The following is an 18,762-nucleotide window of genomic DNA, read 5'->3' as shown; positions in this document are numbered from 1 at the left end:
GATGCGGCCGCGAGCGTCAGCCCGTGTCCCTCGCCCCGCGTATCAACGCGAGGTTCCCGGTGACGTCCTGTGAGACGTGCCTCGTGACGGCGCCGTGGACGATGCCGGAGCCATCCGCGCGTTCGGAGAGACCGAAACACACCGTGTCGTATCCGTCGACCGCGTCGCGAAGCGCTCGCTCGACGTCGTCGCTCACGACCACCTCGCTGTCGTACTCGTCGGCTGCGAGCCCCGCGGCGTCCGCGACGTCCCTGACGGCGCGCGCGCCGGCTCCGGCCGGGTCAGCGTCGGCGTCAGCCCCTGGGGGATGCACGTGGAGGAGCGTGGGCGTCGTGCCGTCCGCGGTCGCGAACTCGAACGCGCGTCGCGCGACGATTGGTGCGTTCGGCCCGGGGGCGACGAGCGCGACCGGCGTTCCGACCGACGGCGTCTCGAGGTCGACCAGGGAGACGTCGCAGTCGGCGTGCTCGAGGATCGGGTCGGTCGTGTGCCCGAACGTGTGTCCGTCTCCACCGACCGTGCCGTCCCATCCGAGGAGGAGCTGGTCGGCGTCCTCCTCGGCGACGACGTCGAGTATCGCGCGGTCGAGTTCGGGCGCGACGATGGAGCGCGTGCGGAGGTCGACGTCCATCTCGGTCGCGATGGTGCGTGCGTTCTCGAACAACTCTCGTTGGTGGTCGAGGCGCTCGGATTCGACGTTCTGGAACGTCTCGTCGTCCGGACCCTCGACGACGTTCACGGCGACGAGTTCGGGCGTTCCCTGCTCGACGTTCGCGTGCGCGGTCGCTGCCGCGAGCCGGAGCAGTCCGTGCTGCGTCTCGGGGTTCGCGACCGGGACGACGACGCGATAGGTCTCCGTTGGCTCGGCGCCGAACGCTTCGCTGACGAGTCCCGGCTCGACGACTCGGCTTCTCGAGTACGCGAAGTACCAGACGACCCCGAGCGCGATGATGCCCGACCCGAGGAGGATGATGACGGTCGCCATCTGCGATATCACGAGGACCGCCAGGAGCACGCCGAGTATCGGGACAGCCGGATATGCGACGCGTGGCAGTTGGAACGACGGGTCGTACTCGTCGGGGTCCGCACGCCGGAACACGACGAGCGAGACGTGCACGAGCAGGTACGCGACGAGGAAGCTGAAGCTCGCCGCTTCGGCGAGCAACGCGACGATGGTGTCGACCTGGAGGCCGAGAGCGATGAGGAGCGCCGTCACGCCGCCAGTCGCGACGATCGCTCGGTGCGGCGTGTAGAACCGGTCGTGGCTCTCGTTGAACCAGTCGCTCACGACGCCGTCGCGGCCCATGGCGTAGATGACGCGCGAGGCGGCGAGTATCGACGAGTTCGAGCTCGATATCGCGGCGACGATCGCGGCGAACGCGATGGCGACGACGCCGACCGGCCCCATGGAGACCGCGGCGACGTCCGAGACGGGAATCGGTGATTCGCCGAGGACGTCGATGGAGACGGTGCCGGTGCTGACGAGCATGACGAGCACGTAGAGGATCGTCACCAGGACGACGGAGAGGATCATCGAGAGCGGTATCGTTCGACTCGGGTCCTTGATCTCGCCGGCGACCGTCGCGATGATCTCGAACCCGAGGAAGGACACGAACACGATGCCCGTGGTGGCGACGATACCGCTGGTGCCGGTCGGCGCGAACGGGGTGAGGTTCGCGGTGTCGATGAAGAAGACGCCGACGGCGACGAACACGACCACGATCGCGGTCTCGGTGCCGATCATCCAGTTCTGGAGTGCGCTCGATTCGTCGGTCCCGTAGTAGTTCACGCCGACGAGCAACGCCAGTCCGACCAGTCCGAGCGCGATGACGAAGTGTCGGCCGTCGAGGCCCGGGATGGGTTCGACGATGTACTGCCCGAAGCCGACCATGTAGAACGCGCTCGCGAACATCAACCCGGTCCACATCCCCCAGCCGACGATCGCGCCGAAGAGGCCGCCGAGCGCGCGGTTGACGTAGTGATAGCTCCCGCCGGCGATCGGCATCCCGGTTGCGAGTTCGGCGAGGGAGAGCGCCGCGAGGAGGGCGACGAGGCCGGCGATCGCGTACGATATCGAACTCGCCGGCCCCGCGTTCTTCGCCGCGATACCCGGCAGGATGAAGATGCCGGCGCCGATCATCGTGCCGCCGCCGAGCGTCATCGCTTCGAGGAACCCGAGCGTCCGCTCGAGTTCACCTCCGTCCCCGCTCATGCTGTCCTCGTCGAGTGCGCGACGGCGGGTTCGGGCGCGGTCGGCTTCATTGGACGTCTCTCACGATGAGCGTGGGCGTCTCGATCTCGTCGATGATGGCGGAGAGAACGTGGCCGATGATGCGCTCGCGAAGGGACGGTTCGGTCTCACCGAGCACGACGAGGTCGTACGCCGGCGCACTGGCGAGGATCGCGTCGGCAGGGTCGTCACTCACGGCGACCTCCCAGTCTACGCGGTCCGCGTCGATACCGTAGTCCGTGAGGCGCTCGAGTGTTCCGCGGAGGAGGAACTCTCCGGGACCGTGTTCCGCGTCGTCGCTCGCCGCGTGGAAGAGCGTCGCGGTGGCGTCGCTGCCGTCGAGCAGTCCGGCGACGACCGACACGATCCGTTCGACGTTCGCGTCGCCCCTGATGGGGACGAGGAGTCGGTCGAGGTGGTCGGTGTCTCCGGCGGTGAGTATCGCGTCGCAGTCGTACTCGTCGGCGACCCTGTCGACCGTCGCTTCTCTGTCGTGCGTGAAGACGAGGACGTCCGACACGGCGGTTCGCCCTGCGGCAATCCCGTCGAGCGTCTCTCTTGCGGCGTCCTCGTACTCGTCCTTGATGAGCGCGGGTGCGGCCTGGTCGGGCACCGGGAAGTACCCGAGGAGGACGACCTCGAACGGCCGAAGGACGTCGAGCACCTCGAGGGCCGGTGGGTCGTCGGCCGAGACGTCGATCGGCACGAGGATGGTCAGGTCGCCTATCGGGGGCATCGTGTTCGTGTCCTTCACCGGTAGCGTTTGTTAATGCATCGCATACCATGGTGGTGAACGCGAGCAGGAGGTGCGCCTGGACGACCCGGCAGGCGCCGATGGCGGACGCCGGTCGGGAGTCGTCCTTATATCGGACCAGGTCGTGGGTCTAGCGTATGAGTCGCAGTCGACGCCAGTCGGGGACGGTCGCCGCGAGCGTTGCGCTCGCTGCGACGGGACTTGGACTGTGGCGGTGGAAACGACGCCGGCTCGCGTCGCTCGCGGCGAACAGCGAACTGGTCGAGACCGACCGCGGGGTCGTCGAGGTGGCGCGACGCGGGTCGGGGCCGCCCGTTCTCGTCCTCCACGGCGCGCCAGGCGGGTACGACCAGGGGCTGTGCTTCGGCGAGGCGCTGTTCGGCGACGACGTCGAGGTCATCGCACCCTCTCGACCGGGATACCTCCGGACGCCGCTCGAAGCGAACGGGTCGCCGAGCGCACAGGCCGCCCAGTGCGTCGCGCTCATGGACGAACTCGGGGTGGAGCGAGCCGTGGTCGCCGGGTACTCGAGCGGCGGCCCTGCGGCGCTCCACCTCGCGGTCGAGCACCCGGAGCGCGTCAGCGGCCTCGTCCTGGGTGCAGCCGTCACGACCCAGTTCGAGGAGCGCGCGTACGGCGTGGGCGTCCCGGTGCTCGATTCTGTCCTTACATCGACGCCGTTCCTCGACGTGTTCTCCGGCGCGCTCGCGGCCCTCGCGCGGCTCGCACCGGGTCGCGTCGTCGCGCTCGGTCCGGGGATGTCGTCGACGCTCGACGGCGACGAACTGCGGGCGTACGTCGAGTCCGTCGCCAGCCGACCGACGCATCGCGAACGCGTGCTCGCACTCGCCGCGTCGCTCTCCCCGGCGAGCGCGCGCGTCGACGGCGTGCTGAACGACGAACGCTGGCAGCGACGACTCCCGCTACTCGACTACGCGGACGTCGCGTGCCCGACGCTCGTCCTGACCGGCGCGTACGACGCCCTCGTTCCGCGGTCGCACGCCGAGTACGTCCTCGAACGCATCCCGGACGTCGAACACCACGAGGCGGCCGCCGACCACATCCTGATGGTCGGCCCAGACGCTGCGGAGACCGAGCGGGTCGTCGACGCGTTCGTCGACACCGTGCTCTCGTCGAATCCGCAGTCGTCCTGACGCCTCGAAGCGTGACACGAGAGCTCGCGGCAGCGAGCGACGCGGTCTGAAACTGCGAACCAGTTCCCAATCGTTGAGAACACCCGTTCGTGTATTTTTGCGCGGATAGCATTGGTAGACGCATGGCAACGCTCACCCGTCCGGAGAGCAGCGTCTCGACGAGGAACAGCGTCGACCACGGAGCAGCGGGACGCGGAGGTCGGTCCAATGGCTGACCTCCTGATGGTGCTGTTGGCGGTGATTCCGCTCGCAGCGATCGCTATCCTCATGGTCGGATTGTACCAGCCGGCGACCCGCACGATGCCGATCGCGTGGGTGCTCGCTGGCGGCGCCGCGTTCGTCGGGTGGGAGATGTCCCCGCAGTTGATCGCAGCAGCGTCGATACGGGGTGCGATGACGGCAACGCGGATCCTCGTCATCGTCTTCGGAGCCATCCTCCTCCTCTACACGCTGAAACAGTCCGGCGCGTTCGACGTCATCAACGCGGGGTTCTCCTCTATCAGTGACGACCGACGCGTGCAGGTGGTGTTGCTCGTGTTCCTGATGGGGTCGTTCATCGAGGGCGCGGCCGGGTTCGGGACGCCCGCAGCCATCATCGGGCCGTTACTCGTCGGCCTCGGCTTCCCGCCGATGGCCGCCGTCGTCGTGGCGCTCACCGGGAACATCCTCGCGATCACGTTCGGAGCGGTCGGCACCCCGCTCATCATCGGGCTCCGCGACGTCGTGTTCGCGGAAGGCACGGACGCCGCCACCCAGATCGTGCAGGAAGGCGGGTTCGAGACCGTCGGCGCATACGTCACCCAGCTCGGCATCTGGGCGGCACTCATCCACGCCGTCGTCGGTATCGCCATCCCGTTCGTCGGTGTCGCGATGATGACTCGGTTCTTCGGCGAGGAACGGTCGATCAAACCAGCGATCGAGGTGGTCCCGCTGTGTCTGTTCGCGTGGGCCACCTTCGCGGTCCCCTACGTCGCGACCGCGGTGTTCCTGGGACCGACGTTCCCGGCACTCCTCGGGTCGATGGTGGGGCTGCTGGTCACGACCGCGACGCTTCGCGCCGGCTACTTCATCCCCGAGTCCACGTGGGACTTCGGGCCGCGAGCGAACTGGCCCGAGCACTGGGTCGGGACGATAGAACCCGGTGAGAGCGTCGGCAGTGCCTCCAAGCAGTCGGTCTCGACCGACGGCGGGACCACCACGGGTTCGTTCGAGGACGCCCACGACCAGGACATGTCCCTCGGGATGGCGTGGCTCCCCTACGTGCTCGTCGCGGCGTTACTCGTCGTGACGCGCGTCGTCGGCGAGGTCCAGTCGTTCCTCCTCCAGTTCCAGCTCTCGTGGAACAACATCCTCGGAACGCCGTTCTCGGAGTCCATCGAGATACTCTACCTGCCCGGGACGTTGTTCGTGCTCGTCGCCGTCGTCACCTACGGACTCCACGGAATGCGTACGGAGGACGTCAAAGCGTCCTGGGCCGAGGCCGTGCGGAACATCGCGCCGGCTGTCGTCGCGCTCTGGTTCGCCGTCGCGACGGTGATGATCATGCAGCGCACCGGCAGTACGGTCGTGCTCGAGAACACGACCGCGACCGCCGGGATGCTCGGCGTGCTCTCGGAGTTGACCGCCGACCTCACCGGGAGCGCCTTCCCGTTCTTCTCGGGATTCATCGGCGCGTTCGGCGCGTTCATCGCGGGCTCGAACACGGTCAGTGACATCCTGTTCGGGCTGTTCCAGTACCAGGCCGCACAGCAGATCGGTGCCCCGACCCAGGTCGTCGTCGCCGGGCAGGCCGTCGGCGGCGCCATCGGGAACCTGATCGCGATCCACAACGTCGTCGCCGCACTGACCGTCGTCGGCCTCATCGGCGAGGAGGGCCGCGTCATCCGCCTCGAACTGATTCCAGTGCTCTACTACGGCGTCGCGACCGGGCTCCTCACCCTGCTGCTCGCGTACGTCGTCGTCCCCGGCGCGTTCTGAGCACTCGCGTTCGCTTTCCGGCACGTACGTCTTCTTTTTGGCTCCTAGGTCGGCTTTCCGGCGCTTACGTCCGCTTTCGGGAACCCGCGTTCGACTCGTCCCGTACTCTCGAACGGACGTCACCACGCAAGACATGACAGTTCAGCTAGGAGATGGTTCGCGGGGGGTTCACCTACTTGTGTCTCGGCGTCGTTTTGCATGACAGGATGCTCTACGATCGCGTCGCGGACCTCGACGTCCGCATCGACGACTACGACCTGGAGTGGTTCGAGAGCGACACGTCGAGCGGGTTCACTCGCGCGTCGACCGTCGTCGCCCTCCACGGCGACGGGGAGACGGGACGCGGGGAGGACGTCACGTACGAGACCGACGCGCACGAGACGTTCCACGACCTCGGGACCGACCTCGCGTTCGCCGGCGAGTACACGCTCGATTCGTTCTCGTCGTACGTCGCCGACGGCGACCTGTTCTTCGGCGAGGAGCCCGGGCAGCCGATCTTCCGGAACTACCGCCAGTGGGCGTTCGAGAGCGCGGCGCTCGACCTCGCGCTGAAACAGGCGGACACGGACCTCGCCACCCAACTCGACCGCGAGTACGACCCCGTTCGGTTCGTGGTGAGTACGCGCCTCGAGGACCCGCCGACGGGCGACCGCGTCCTCGACTGGCTCGACCGCAACCCCGACCTCGAGTTCAAGCTCGACCCGACGTCGGACTGGACCCAGGAGGTCGTCGACCGGCTCGCTGAGACGGGCGCCGTGCGGGCGCTCGACCTGAAAGGCCAGTACCACGGAACGACGGTCGACCAGCCCGCGGACCCCGAGCTCTACGAACGAGTCGTCGAGGGGTTCCCGGACGCGTTCGTCGAGGACCCCGAGGTGACCGACGAGACGCGACCCTTGCTCGAATCGCACGTCGAGCGCGTGACGTGGGACTACCCGATCCGGAGCGTCGACACCGTCGAGGAGCTCCCCTGGGAGCCGGAGTGGCTGAACGTCAAACCGTCGCGGTTCGGGAGCGTCGAGGCGCTGCTGGACACCCTCGACTACTGCCGCGAGCACGACATCGAGCTGTACGGCGGCGGCCAGTTCGAACTGGACGTCGGCCGCGAGCACCTCCACGCCATCGCGTCGCTGTTCTACCCGGACGCACCGAACGACGTCGCACCGAAGGCGTACAACGACCCCGAACCCAGCGACGACCTCCCGACGAGCCCGCTCGCACCCCCCAGCGACCCACGGGGCCTCGACTGGCGGTAATCCCGCGTACGGCCGCGACCGTGACTCGCTCGGCAGTCGGTCCGCCGGACGAAGACGTTTGGTCCGGGGCGTCGTCGATGCGAGCATGAGCAACGGTGGTGAGCGCGTCGACCGGTTGCCGGCGCGTCGTCGGGCGACCGTCGACTACATGCGCGTCGCGAGCGGGCGGAGCAGCGTCCACGGGCTCGTCGAAGCGGACGTGACGCCGGCACGTCGGCGCATCCAGCGCTACGAGGCGGAGACGGGGACGCGACTGTCGTTCACGGCGTTCGTCGCGCACTGCTTGGCCGCCGCGGTCGACGACCACCCGCACGTGAACGCGTACCGGGACTGGCGCGGTCGAGTCCACACGTTCGACGACGTGGACGTGAACGTCCTCGTCGAGAAGGGGACCGACGCCGGCCGCGTCGGCGTTCCGCACGTCGTCCGCGCCGCGAACCGCCGGTCGCTGCGCGCGGTCCACGACGAGGTCCGGGCGGCGAAGGCGTCGACCGACGACGCGTCGCTCTCGCCGACCGAACGTCTCGCGCTGTCGCTCCCCGGGTTCGTGCGACGACTCCCGTGGCGGCTCCCGCAACTGTTCCCCCCGTCGGTGGAAGTCGCTCGCCGGCACCGTCGCCGTCACGTCGGTGGGGATGATGGGCGAGCGAGGCGGGTGGGCGGTCACTCCCTCGAACTACACCGTCCAGGTCGCCGTCGGCGGCGTCGCGGAGAAACCCCGGTACGTCGACGGGGAACTGGAACCGCGAGACGTTCTCTCGCTCACCGTGACGGTCGACCACGACGTCGTCGACGGCGCCGACGCCGCCCGGTTCGCCGACCGGTTCGTCGAACTCGTCGAGGACGCACACGGACTACCCGCGGTGGCCGAGTGACGCGAACGCCGAAATCGGACCGCGACGGGTCCGGGACCGGTCGCGGACCGGGTCGAGCACAATCGGTTTGCCGCCCGCGGGAGTACCGCTCGGTGATGCAGGCCGACGAGATGCACCCGCAGGCCAAGGCCGCGGTCAAGCGTCAGGCGTACATGCCGTTACCGCACGGTCGCCTCGGCGTGAAGTTCGCGCGACTCCTGACGCGCCCGGTGATGTGGGTCCAGAACCGCAACCCGCCGCCGGTCGGTGCGACGGCCGACCTCGCGATACCTGGCCCCGGCGGCGACGTCGACGCGCGCCTGTACCGGCCGGACGCGAGCGAGCGCTCGCCGACGGTCGTGTTCTTCCACGGCGGCGGGTTCGTGTTCGGGAGCATCGAGACCCACGACCGCCTCTGCCGGCGGCTCGTCCGCGAGAGCGACTGTGCGGTGCTATCCGTCGACTACCGGCTCGCGCCCGAGCACCCGTTCCCCGCGGCCGTCGAGGACGCGTACGCGGCCGTCGAGTGGGTCGCGGCGAACCCCGACGCGGTCGGTGGCACGGGCGACGTCGCGGTCGCGGGCGACTCCGCGGGCGGGAACCTCGCGGCTGTGGCCGCGCTCATGGCCGCCGAGCGCGACGGTCCCGCCCTCGCGTACCAGACGCTCGTCTATCCCGGCGTCGGGGTCGACGAGGACGCGCCGTCGGTCCGCGAGCACGCCGGCGTCGTGCTCTCCGAGGCGGACCTCGCGTTCTTCGCGGACGCCTACTACGGGAGCGACGTCCACCGGCGGAACCCGTACGCGGACCCGACGAACGCCGCGGACGTCTCCGGCGTCGCGCCCGCGACCGTCCTCACCGCCGGGTTCGACCCGCTCCGCGACGGCGGCCGCGCGTACGCCGAGCAACTCGTCCGCGACGGCGTCGACACGCGCTACGTGAACCATCCCGACATGCCTCACGGGTTCCTGACCATGCCCGGCGTCGACCGCGCTCGCGACGCCATCGCCGCCCTCGGCGACGACCTCGCGGCGGTGCTCGACGCGCACTGACCGCTCGACGACTCGACCGTCGAACGCGAGCCCGGACTACTCGACTCGGCCGTCGAACGCGAACGTCGACGGGGCCGATGACGTGACGACGTCGCCGCTGGGGTGGCGTGCGACCGCGACCGACCCGGCGTCGTGCGCTCGCGCGAACCGCCGGATCGGCGCGCCGTCCACGAACGCGTCGGGCGCGTCGACGTTCACGCGGTCGGTCATCCCGTCCGCCTGCAGGCACACCCAGCCGGCGAGCACGAGCGCGACCTTCGGGTCCCGGTCGGCGTGCTCGGCGCGGTCGACGGCCTCGTGGTCGGCGTGCTCGACGCGGTCGTCGGCCTCGTGGTCGGCGACGACCGCACGCCGCAGTCGCTCGTGCATCCCCGACGGGACGACGTACGCCGTGCCATCGGGCGCTATCGTGACCTGGTCCGCGCCGAACCCAGCCGCGACGTCCGCGGTCTCCGGGAACGGGACGGACACCACCTCAGTCCAGACTGATGTTCACGGTCTTGGTCTGCGTGTAGTGCTCGACGGCCTCCGCGGCGGTCTCCCGACCGATACCGGACTGCTTGTACCCACCGAAGGGCTGACCGGCGGGGAAGTCGTTGTACGTGTTCACCCAGATGTTCCCCGCCTCGATGTCCTTCGCCGTCCGGTGGGCTTTCGTGAGGTCCTCGGTGATGACGCCGGCTGCGAGCCCGTAGTCGACGTCGTTCGCGAGCTCGATCATCTCGTCGTAGTCGCTCCACGTGAACACCTCCTGGACTGGCCCGAATATCTCCTCCTGGACGGCCTTGTTGTCGTGGTCGATGCCGTCGATGAGCGTCGGCGCGACGAAGCAGCCGTCCGAGAGCGCCTCGTCGTCGGGTTGACTCCCGCCGGTGACGAACGCCGCGCCCGAGCGTTCGGCCTCCTCGATGTATCCCATCGTGCGCTCGACCTGCTCCGCGGTGACCTTCGGGCCGAGGTCGGTCGACTCCAGCAGCGGGTCGTCGACGACCATGTCCTCGGCGGCGGCCGCGAGTTCGTCGAGGAACTCCGCTTTGATGTCCTCGTGGACGAACAGCCGCGAGCCCGCACAGCAGCACTCGCCGGTATTGAAGAAGATGGCGGTCGTCGTCGTCTGGACGGCCTGTTCGAGGTCCGCGTCCGGGAAGACGACGAGTGGGCTCTTCCCGCCGAGTTCGAGCGTGATGTCGGTGACGTTGTCCGCGGCGCTCTTCATCACCTCCTTCCCGATCTCCGTGGACCCGGTGAACGCGAGCTTCCGGATGTCGCTGTGGTTCGAGAGCGGTTCGCCGGCGTCCGGCCCGAAGCCGGTGACGACGTTCACGACGCCGTCTGGAATCACGTCCTCGGTCTCCGCCATCAGTTTGAGGATGGAGAGCGGCGTCTCCTCGGCGGGCTTCAGGACGACCGCGTTCCCGGCGGCGAGCGCGGGGCCGAGCTTCCAGGCGGCCATGAGGAGCGGGAAGTTCCACGGGATGATCTGGCCGACGACCCCGTACGGTTCGCGGAGCGTCTGGACGTGCCGGCTGTCGTCGGTCCCCTTCGTTCGGCCTTCGTGGCTGCGGGCGATGCCCGCGAAGTACCGGAAGTGGTCGGCGACGAGCGTCATGTCGATGCGCGCTTCGGTTATCGGCTTCCCGTTGTCGAGCGATTCGAGGCGCGCGAACGCCTCCTGGTTCTCCTCGACGGCGTCGGCCATCGCTTCGAGCATCGCCTGCCGGTCGGCGTCCGAGTACCCGCTGTAGACGTCGTCGTAGGCGTCCCACGCCGCGGCGACGGCCCGGTCGACGTCCTCGGCGTTACCGGCCTGGACGCTGGCGAGCGTCTGGCCGGTCGTCGGGTCGGTCGTGTCGAACGTCTCCCCGGACGCGCTCTGTACCCACTCGCCGCCGATGTAGAGTTCGCGGTGCTCGGGAAGGACCTCGCTCGCTGTCTGGTCGTGACGCTGCTTGATTGCGGACTTCCGCTCCGCCGAGGATTGTGCACTGTCATCAAGTGACATGGCAGTCGCTGCTTCGAAGGTGGCCCCATAAAATCACGTCCTACTGGTAGCTACCAGTTCGTATCCGCTAGATGACGTGCCGGAACCGTTCGCCGGGTTCGTCGGCTCCAGGCCGCCAGCACCGCCACGACACGACCATTGGCCCGACAGCAGCACGGACCAGATCTCGACACCTCGGAAGTCGCGAAGGTTTCTGTGGGGCACTCGACGGGCAGGAACGTCGACTGGAGACCTCGTCAGCTCGACGACGGCCGTCACGTTCGGGAAGGGCACCGCGTTCGACGTCAGAGCGCGTCGACGAACGCGTCGAACGCACCGCTTTCGGCGTGAACGTGCGCGTACGTGCCGAGCGTCCGGTACTCGGTGAGGCCGTCCTTCTCGTCGTGGATGCCGTCGCCGCGTTCGACGTCGAACGCGAACCGCGCGTCCGCGTCGACGTCGGCGCGCGAGTAGTGGAACTCGTGCCCGCGGAGAGACTCGCCAGCGCCGGCGCTGACGGTGTCGGTCCTCGCGCGCAGCTCCACGTGGTCGAGCGCCTGATAGCGCTCGCACATCCGGACGTCCGCGGGGAGGACGCCCGCCATCTCGTAGGTGTCGCCGTCGGTCGTCGTCAGCGACCGCGAGAGCGCCATGAGGCCGCCGCACTCGCCGAGCACCGGGAGGCCGTCACTCGCGGCGCGAGCGAGCTGTTCGAGCGCCGGGGCGGCGGCGAGCGCGTCGGCGTGGAGCTCCGGGTAGCCGCCGGGAAGGTAGACGCCGTCGCAGTCGGGGAGGTCGTCCCCGGCGGTGGGCGCGAACGCGACGACGTCGGCGCGTTCGCGGAGGCGTTCGACGGTCGCGGGGTACGCGAACCGGAAGGCGTCGTCGCGGGCGACCGCCACGCGCGTCCCGGTCGCGGAACGCTCCTCGCCCGTGTCCGGGTCGCTGGTCGCGGGTCGCCGTGCCGTCCGCGCGACGTCCAGGAGACCCTCGACGTCGAGGGACTCGCTCGCGGCGTCGAGCGCGTCCGCCGAGAGCGGTGCCTCGTCGCCAAGGTGGAGGCCGAGGTGGCGGTCCGGTATCTCGAGCGCCTCGTTCGGCGGGACGCGCCCGAAGTACTCGAGGTCGTCGGGGAGCGCGTCGCGGATACCTTGCTCGTGCCGGCCGCCGTGGGCTCGCGCCGCGACGACGCTGGCGACGTCGACGTCCACGTCGGCGACGGCCGCGTACCGCTGGAACCCGAGTGCGGTGGCGGCGACGCTCTCCATCCCGGCTTTCGCGTCGACGACGAGCACGACCGGGAGGTCGAGCGTCGCGGCCACGGCGGCCGTACTGGAGACGTCGCCGTCGTAGAGGCCCATCACGCCCTCGACGACGCAGACGTCGCCCTCGCCCCGATGGTAGTTCCGGCGGAGGCCATCCTCGCCCTGGAGCCACGCGTCGAGCGTCCGCGACGGCTTCCCGGCGACGTGCGCGTGATGGCTCGGGTCGATGAAGTCCGGACCGGCTTTCGCCGGCTGGACGTCGCGTCCAGCGTCCTGGAGCGCTCGAATCACCGCGAGCGCCGTCACCGTCTTCCCGACCCCGGACCGCGTCCCGCCGACGACGAACCCTCTCATACCACCCGCTTCGAGCGGGACCTACGAGTGCGTTCTCCTTCCCGGGCCGTCGAACGTCGACGGCGAGCGAACGTTTCTTGTCGGTCGCGGGCGACGGTCGCGTCGATGGAATCGAGGTCGTTCGCTCGCCGCTCCCGTGGCGCTCGTCGGGTCGCAACCCAGGACAGACGCGGACACGAACCCGGACGCGGACTCGAACGTGGGGCCCCGGAATGACGGACGACGAACAGGCCGGAACGGACGACGAAGACGTACCCACTGGCGTCGACGGCAACCCCCTGGAACCCGGCGAGCACGCCCTGCCACCCGAGGACCTCGTCTATCCGACGTTCGCGTTCGACGACGGCGCGGTCGACGCCGACGGCGGGTTCGACCTCTCGCGGGACGTCGACCGGGAGACGCTGTCGTCGTGGCTGTCCGACCTCGCGGGTGCGATGGCGAGTCACGACGTCGCCGTCGAATCCCCGGACGGCCACGTCCGCTTCGGTGTCGGCGCGAACGACGTCTCGATGTCGTTCGACCCCGACGACGATCACCGCGGCGAGCTCGAGGTCACGGTGCGGCTGAACGCGAAGGCGATGTTCGTCGCGGACGACCCAGAGAAGCCAGCGGTCGGTGCGCGCGGCGGCCGCGGGTTCGTCCCCATCGAGGCACTGACCACGGACCAAGAGGACTTCCGGTGCTACAACTGGATCGACGACCCCGAGACGCCGGACGACGAGTGAGTCGGGTCGCGACGGCCGCGCTCAGAGCCCGGCGACGTCCTCGATGGCGTCCGTGAGCTTCTCGATGGAGTCGCGGTCGTGCTCGCCCATGTGACCGATGCGGAACGTCTGCTCGCCGAGCTGGCTCCCGTAGCCGTTCGAGAACACGTAGTCGTACTCCTCGCTGACCTGCTCGATCGTCGCCGCGACGTCGATACCCTGCGTGTTCTCGATGCAGGACACCGTCTGGGACTCGTAGCCGGCCTCGGGGAACATGTCGAAGTGCTCGCGGGCCCACTCCCGGGTGTACTCCGCCATCTCCAGGTGGCGGTCGCTGCGCTCGTGGTGGCCCTCCTCGAGCATGTGCTTCATCTGCTTGCGGTACGCGAGCATCACGGGGATCGCGGGCGTCGAGTGCGTCTGGCCCTTCCGCTCGTAGTAATCGATGGTACGCTGGAAGCCGCCGTACCACGACGCGGAGTCCTTCCCGACCTCGCGCTCGTACGCCTCGTCGCTCACCACGCACACCGCGAGCCCGGGCGGCATCGCGAACGCCTTCTGCGTGGACGCGAAGATGACGTCGATGCCGTGCGCGTCGATGTCCACGTGGTCGCCACCGAGCGCGGAGACGGCGTCGACGACGAAGTACGTGTCCGGGTACTCCGCGACGACGTCACCGATCTCCTCGATGGGATTCCGGACGCCCGTCGAGGACTCGTTCATCACGGTCGCGACGACGTCGTAGCCCTCGTCGCTCGCCTCCAGTTCCGCGCGGATGTCCTCGGGCTTGATCGCTTCGCCCCACTCGTACTCGAGGCGGTCGACGTCCTTCCCGAGGCGCTCCGCGACGTTCGCGTGCCGTTCACTGAAACTCCCGCACGTCGGGACGAGGATGTTCTCGTCCACGAGATTCAGCGTCGACGCCTCCCAGAACTCGGTCCCGGAGGCCGTGAGGATGACGACCTCGTTGTCGGTGCCGAGGAAGTCCTTGGTGTCCTCGACGATGGTCGTGTAGAGGTCGGTCATCCGGTCCATGCGGTGCCCGAACATCGGCTGTGCCATCTCCTGGATGACGTCCTCGCGGACCTCGGTCGGCCCGGGGATGTACAGCGTCTTCTCGGGATAGTCGTCGGTGTATTCGCGTTTCTCCATGCAGAATCTACCTGATACCCGGACCTGCAACGTCGGGTTCCAAGGTAGTTGTGATACCGGCCCTTGTGACGACGGCGTCGAACCGGCAAGCCGGCGAACCGAACTCGCTTACTCCTCGACGAGCTGGATGACGTTCCCGTTCGTCGTCACGTGGAGGTCGCGGCCGAGCTTGTACCCCTGGTTTCCGGCGAGTTCGACGTACCCCGAGAAGCCCTTCATGTTCTGGTGCGCGGGGATGACGTTCTGGGGCTGGAGCGCCTGCAGCATCTGGTAGTGGCCTTCTCGCGACAGGTGGCCGGAGACGTGGACGTCGTCGTAGATGCGCGCCCCCTGCATCCCGAGCAGGTTCTCGGACTGGTAGCGCTGGCCTTCGTTCGTCGGCTCCGGGATGACCGTCGCACTGAAGATGACCTTGTCGCCCTCGTCCAGTTCGTACGGCGTCTCCGCGCGACCCATCCGCGTCAGCATCGCGCGCGGCTCGCCCTGATGACCGGTGACGACCGGGAGGAAGTTCCCCTTGCCCTCGTTCATGATGCGCTGGAACGTCCGCTCGATGCCCTGGCGGCGCCCGTACATCTCGACGTCCGGGAAGTCGACGCCGTCCATCCGGCTCGCGGCGCCGGAGTACTTCTCCATGGAGCGCCCGAGCAGGATCGGTTTCCGACCGATGTCTCGCGCGAACTCGACGAGGGATTTGACGCGAGCGATGTGGGAGGAGAACGTCGTCGCGACGATACCGCCGTCGTAGTCCTCGAGACTGTACATGACGTCCTTCAGCCGGTCGCGCGCCACGCTCTCGCTGGGCGTCCGGCCCTTCTTGTTCGCGTTCGTGCAGTCCTCGATGTAACAGAGGACGCCCTCGCCCTCGCGACCGATCTCGCGGAAGCGATCCATGTCGATGGGGTCGCCGATGACGGGCGTGTGGTCCATGCGCTTGTCGAGACCGTAGACGACCGCGCCCTCGGGCGTGTGGAGGACGGGGTTGATGGCGTCGATGATGGAGTGCGTGACGTTCACGAACTCGAGGTCGAGCTCCCCGGAGTCACCGATGGGCATCGTCTCGCCCGCTTCCATCGTCACGAGGTCGTTCTCGGTGTTGAACTTGTTCTCGTCCTGGATCTCGTCCTTGACGAGTTCGATCGTGAACGGCGCGGCGACGATGGGTGCGTCGTAGCGGTGCGCGAGCTTGCTGATCGCGCCGATGTGGTCGAGGTGACCGTGCGTCGGCACGATGGCTTTCACGTCCCCCTGCAGGTCGCTCATCACGCGGTCGTCCGGGATGGCACCCATGTCGATGAGGTCGAGGCTGTGCATCTGTTCCGTGCGGACGTCGTCGTGGATGAGGACCTTCGACAGGTTCAGGCCCATGTCGAAGACGACGATGTCGTCTCCGGCGCGGACCGCCGTCATCTGCCGCCCGACTTCCTCGTAGCCGCCGATTGTCGCGATTTCGATTTCCATAGGTATGAGGTCCGAACAACGCTATCCCAGAACCCGTCTCAGAGTACGCCTGTGTGGAGGAGAGCAGGACGACCGGTGCGTCGCCGACCGCCGGTTCAAGCGGCGGCGGCGTCGCCTCGACTCGTCCTTCTCGGGGACGACACGTGTTGCGGTTACGTGAACATCTCTCGCCCCGACGTAAGTACTGTCCGGTACCTTCCTCATTCCTCGTCGTCGCCGTCCGTGCCGTCGGCGTCGCCGGTGTCGCCATCGGACGTATCCGCGTCCCGGTCGCCGGTGTCGCCATCGGTCGTGCCAGCGTCGGCGTCGTCGTCCGGCTTCTCGGGTTCGCGTCGGACGACGAGGACGGGGCCGACGGATTCGGCGGCGACGCGGCGGGCTTCCTCGCCGAAGACGAGCGACTGGAGCGACGGTGCGCGTTCGCCCATGACGATGGCGTCGTGGCCGGGGATGGCGTCGACGAGCGCTTCGAAGGGACGCTGGCTGGTCGCCGTCTCGACGGTGACCGCGGGGCCGCGTTCGTCGAGGTCGGCGGCGACGTCCTCGAGCGCGCTGCGGACGGCGTCCACGTTCGCCTCGGCGGCGGCGGCGAACACGGTGATGTCGATGTCGCGGTCGCCGACGAGGTCGGTGACGAACGCGACGATGCGGTCGACGTCCACGTCGCCGGTGAGGGGGACGAGGATGCTGTCGACGGCGCCGGTGGCGCCCGTGATGGCGTATGCGCTCGCGTCGACGGCCGCGGCGACGCGGTCGATGCTCTGTTTGCGGTCGTGCGTGAACACGAGTCGGTGGTCGGCGTCGCCGCCGGCCTGCCGGAACTCCTCGGCGATGTCCTCGAGCGCGCTCGTGGCGCGGTCCTCGTACTGGGCGCGCGCCTGGTCGGGCGGGGTCTGCTCGGGGAGGACGTGGTAGCCGAGGACGGTGACGTCCATCGTCGACAGGAGGTTCATGAGGCCGAGGGAGACGGACTCGGACTCGAGGACGCGGATGGGGACGAGGACGCGCGTCATCCGCGGACACCTCCGAGTTCCACGTCGCGAGCGTAGTACGCCCACCACCCGACGGTGGCGAGCATGAGTGCCGCGCCGACGATCTGCGAGGTCGGTTGCATGAACCCGACGAGCGCGAAGCTCGCGAGCGCGCCGAGGACTGGGACGACCGGATAGCCCGGGGTGCGGAAGTCGGGGTCGTACCAGTCGGGGTCCTTGCGGCGGAGGACGACGAGCGCGACGCAGATGAGGCCGTACTGGACGAGATGGAGGAAGGAGGCGATCTCGGCGAGCACCTGGACCTGGCCGGTGGCGACGAGCACGAGGATGGGGCCGCCGGCGAGGCCGAGCGCGACGTGGGGCGTGCCCCAGCGGAGGTTCACGCGGCTCGCGCGCTTCGGGAGGAGTGCGTCCTTCGAGACGGCGTAGATGGCGCGCGAGGTGGAGAGGACGCTCGCGTTCGCGCTCGACATCGTCGCGAGCAGGCCGCCGAGGACGATGGCGAGCGCGCCGGGCGCGCCGAGGAGGTCGCGGCCGACGTCCACCATCGCGGTCTCGCCGATGCGGCCGAGTTCCTCGCTCCCGAGGGCGCTCGTCGCGACGAAGATGGTGACGACGTAGAGGACGCCGACGACGACGACCGACCCGACCATCGCGAGCGGGAGGTTCCGCCCCGGGTCCTTCATCTCGCCGGCGACGGTCGCGACCTGCGCGAACCCGAGGTAGCTCGTGAACACGAGCGCGGCGGTCGTGAAGATAGGTACCGTTCCGAACGGCGCGAACTGCTCGGGCGCGGTCTCGGCGCCGAAGACGCCGACGGCGTCGAGGCCGCCGTACGCGAGGAACGCGACGAGTATCGAGAGGAGGAGCGCGACGATACCGTTCTGGAGTTTCGCAGCGTTCTCGGTACCGGTGACGTTCAGGACGGTGACGGCGGCCCCGAACAGGAGCGCGATGGGGACGACGAGTCCCTCGCCGACGGTGACGCCGAGTTGCGCGAGCGTGTCGACGGCGTAGTACCCGAACCCGACGAGGTAGAACGCGGTCGCGAACACGAGCCCGAACCACAGCGAGATGCCGACGACCGCACCCGGGAGGGTGCCGAGGGCGCGCGAGATGAAGTAGTACCCGCCGCCGCTCTTGGGCATCGCGGTCGCGAGCTCGCTCGTCGGGAGCGCGACGAGGAGCGCGATGACGGCGCCGAGCCCGAACGAGAGCGCGGCGGCCGGGCCGGCTTCGCCCGCGGCGATACCGGGGAACACGAAGATGCCGGCACCGATCATCGTCCCGATACCGATGGCGAGTCCGCCCGAGAGGCCGATGGTGCGTTCGAGCTCGGAGTCGTCAGTGACGTCGGCCTCGGGCGTCTCGACGGTCGGCTCCGCGTCCGGGGCGGTCCCCTCGGCGTTCTCCCCGCTGGGTGGTTCGGGAGCGGGCGCCTCGGCCGCGTCCGGGACGTCGCCGTCGGGCGGGCCGGGGGCGCCCGCCTCCGAGGATGAGTGGCTTGGCACGTTCCCCGCGTCGACCGGACCGCACTAAGGTATTCGGGCGCTTCGCGTCGACCGACGACGAGGAC

15 protein-coding genes and 1 pseudogene are annotated in these 18,762 nt (G+C 68.8%); 7 read left to right on the top strand and 9 right to left on the bottom strand.

The window, feature by feature from the left end; all coding sequences use genetic code 11:
* Positions 1-16 precede the first annotated feature (16 nt).
* Positions 17-2,212, bottom strand: a complete 2,196-nt coding sequence (locus VYJ16_RS10445) for an amino acid permease (RefSeq protein WP_336350243.1) — start codon at positions 2,210-2,212, stop codon at positions 17-19.
* A gap of 46 nt (positions 2,213-2,258) precedes the next feature.
* A complete protein-coding gene (locus VYJ16_RS10440; protein WP_336350242.1) occupies positions 2,259-2,966 on the bottom strand; it encodes a universal stress protein in 708 nt (235 codons plus the stop codon).
* Positions 2,967-3,121: 155 nt separating this feature from the next.
* On the opposite strand from VYJ16_RS10440, the gene VYJ16_RS10435 reads away from it, so the two are divergent.
* The 6 genes and pseudogenes from VYJ16_RS10435 to VYJ16_RS10415 all read left to right on the top strand — a co-directional run bounded on the left by VYJ16_RS10435 (position 3,122) and on the right by VYJ16_RS10415 (position 9,277).
* Positions 3,122-4,138, top strand: coding sequence for an alpha/beta fold hydrolase (locus tag VYJ16_RS10435; RefSeq protein WP_336350241.1), 1,017 nt, complete (start codon positions 3,122-3,124; stop codon positions 4,136-4,138).
* Between the two features lie 207 nt (positions 4,139-4,345).
* Positions 4,346-6,115, top strand: a complete 1,770-nt coding sequence (locus VYJ16_RS10430) for an L-lactate permease (RefSeq protein WP_336350240.1) — start codon at positions 4,346-4,348, stop codon at positions 6,113-6,115.
* Between the two features lie 206 nt (positions 6,116-6,321).
* The gene (locus VYJ16_RS10425) at positions 6,322-7,371 is read left to right on the top strand and encodes a hypothetical protein (RefSeq protein ID WP_336350239.1); all 1,050 of its coding nucleotides are present in this window, start codon (positions 6,322-6,324) and stop codon (positions 7,369-7,371) included.
* A gap of 85 nt (positions 7,372-7,456) precedes the next feature.
* Positions 7,457-7,831, top strand: a pseudogene (locus tag VYJ16_RS22190) (2-oxo acid dehydrogenase subunit E2); the annotation flags it as partial.
* A 178-nt stretch (positions 7,832-8,009) separates the two neighbouring features.
* Positions 8,010-8,246 (top strand): 2-oxo acid dehydrogenase subunit E2, encoded by a 237-nt coding sequence (locus VYJ16_RS10420; protein ID WP_379762532.1) that lies wholly within the window; start codon positions 8,010-8,012, stop codon positions 8,244-8,246.
* A 95-nt stretch (positions 8,247-8,341) separates the two neighbouring features.
* A complete protein-coding gene (locus VYJ16_RS10415; protein WP_336350238.1) occupies positions 8,342-9,277 on the top strand; it encodes an alpha/beta hydrolase in 936 nt (311 codons plus the stop codon).
* Positions 9,278-9,313: 36 nt separating this feature from the next.
* Here the strand turns inward: VYJ16_RS10415 and VYJ16_RS10410 are convergent, their stop codons facing one another.
* From VYJ16_RS10410 to VYJ16_RS10400, 3 genes are all read right to left on the bottom strand, one after another.
* Positions 9,314-9,748 (bottom strand): hypothetical protein, encoded by a 435-nt coding sequence (locus VYJ16_RS10410; RefSeq protein WP_336350237.1) that lies wholly within the window; start codon positions 9,746-9,748, stop codon positions 9,314-9,316.
* 4 nt (positions 9,749-9,752) lie between these two features.
* A complete protein-coding gene (locus VYJ16_RS10405; RefSeq protein ID WP_336350236.1) occupies positions 9,753-11,279 on the bottom strand; it encodes an aldehyde dehydrogenase family protein in 1,527 nt (508 codons plus the stop codon).
* A gap of 284 nt (positions 11,280-11,563) precedes the next feature.
* Positions 11,564-12,877: a cobyrinic acid a,c-diamide synthase gene (locus VYJ16_RS10400; RefSeq protein ID WP_336350235.1), complete on the bottom strand. Its 1,314-nt coding sequence runs from the start codon at positions 12,875-12,877 to the stop codon at positions 11,564-11,566.
* 212 nt (positions 12,878-13,089) lie between these two features.
* Here VYJ16_RS10400 and VYJ16_RS10395 point away from each other — a divergent pair, with 212 nt between their 5' ends.
* Entirely contained in the window at positions 13,090-13,602 is a 513-nt protein-coding gene (locus VYJ16_RS10395; protein ID WP_336350234.1) for a hypothetical protein, read from the top strand.
* 21 nt (positions 13,603-13,623) lie between these two features.
* On the opposite strand, the gene VYJ16_RS10390 is transcribed toward VYJ16_RS10395, so the two are convergent.
* From VYJ16_RS10390 to VYJ16_RS10375, 4 genes are all read right to left on the bottom strand, one after another.
* Positions 13,624-14,733, bottom strand: coding sequence for a pyridoxal-phosphate-dependent aminotransferase family protein (locus VYJ16_RS10390; protein ID WP_336350233.1), 1,110 nt, complete (start codon positions 14,731-14,733; stop codon positions 13,624-13,626).
* Positions 14,734-14,841: 108 nt separating this feature from the next.
* Positions 14,842-16,194, bottom strand: a complete 1,353-nt coding sequence (locus VYJ16_RS10385) for a ribonuclease J (protein WP_336350232.1) — start codon at positions 16,192-16,194, stop codon at positions 14,842-14,844.
* Positions 16,195-16,394: 200 nt separating this feature from the next.
* Positions 16,395-17,207: a universal stress protein gene (locus tag VYJ16_RS10380; RefSeq protein ID WP_336350231.1), complete on the bottom strand. Its 813-nt coding sequence runs from the start codon at positions 17,205-17,207 to the stop codon at positions 16,395-16,397.
* Positions 17,204-18,697, bottom strand: a complete 1,494-nt coding sequence (locus VYJ16_RS10375) for an APC family permease (protein WP_336350230.1) — start codon at positions 18,695-18,697, stop codon at positions 17,204-17,206. The genes VYJ16_RS10380 and VYJ16_RS10375 overlap by 4 nt, the downstream gene beginning before the upstream one ends.
* Between the last annotated feature and the right edge of the window lie 65 nt (positions 18,698-18,762).

Origin of the sequence: Halorubellus litoreus, from assembly GCF_037081675.1 — an archaeon.
Lineage (GTDB): Archaea > Halobacteriota > Halobacteria > Halobacteriales > Natrialbaceae > Halorubellus > Halorubellus litoreus.
This window is presented reverse-complemented; position numbering and strand designations above follow the sequence as displayed.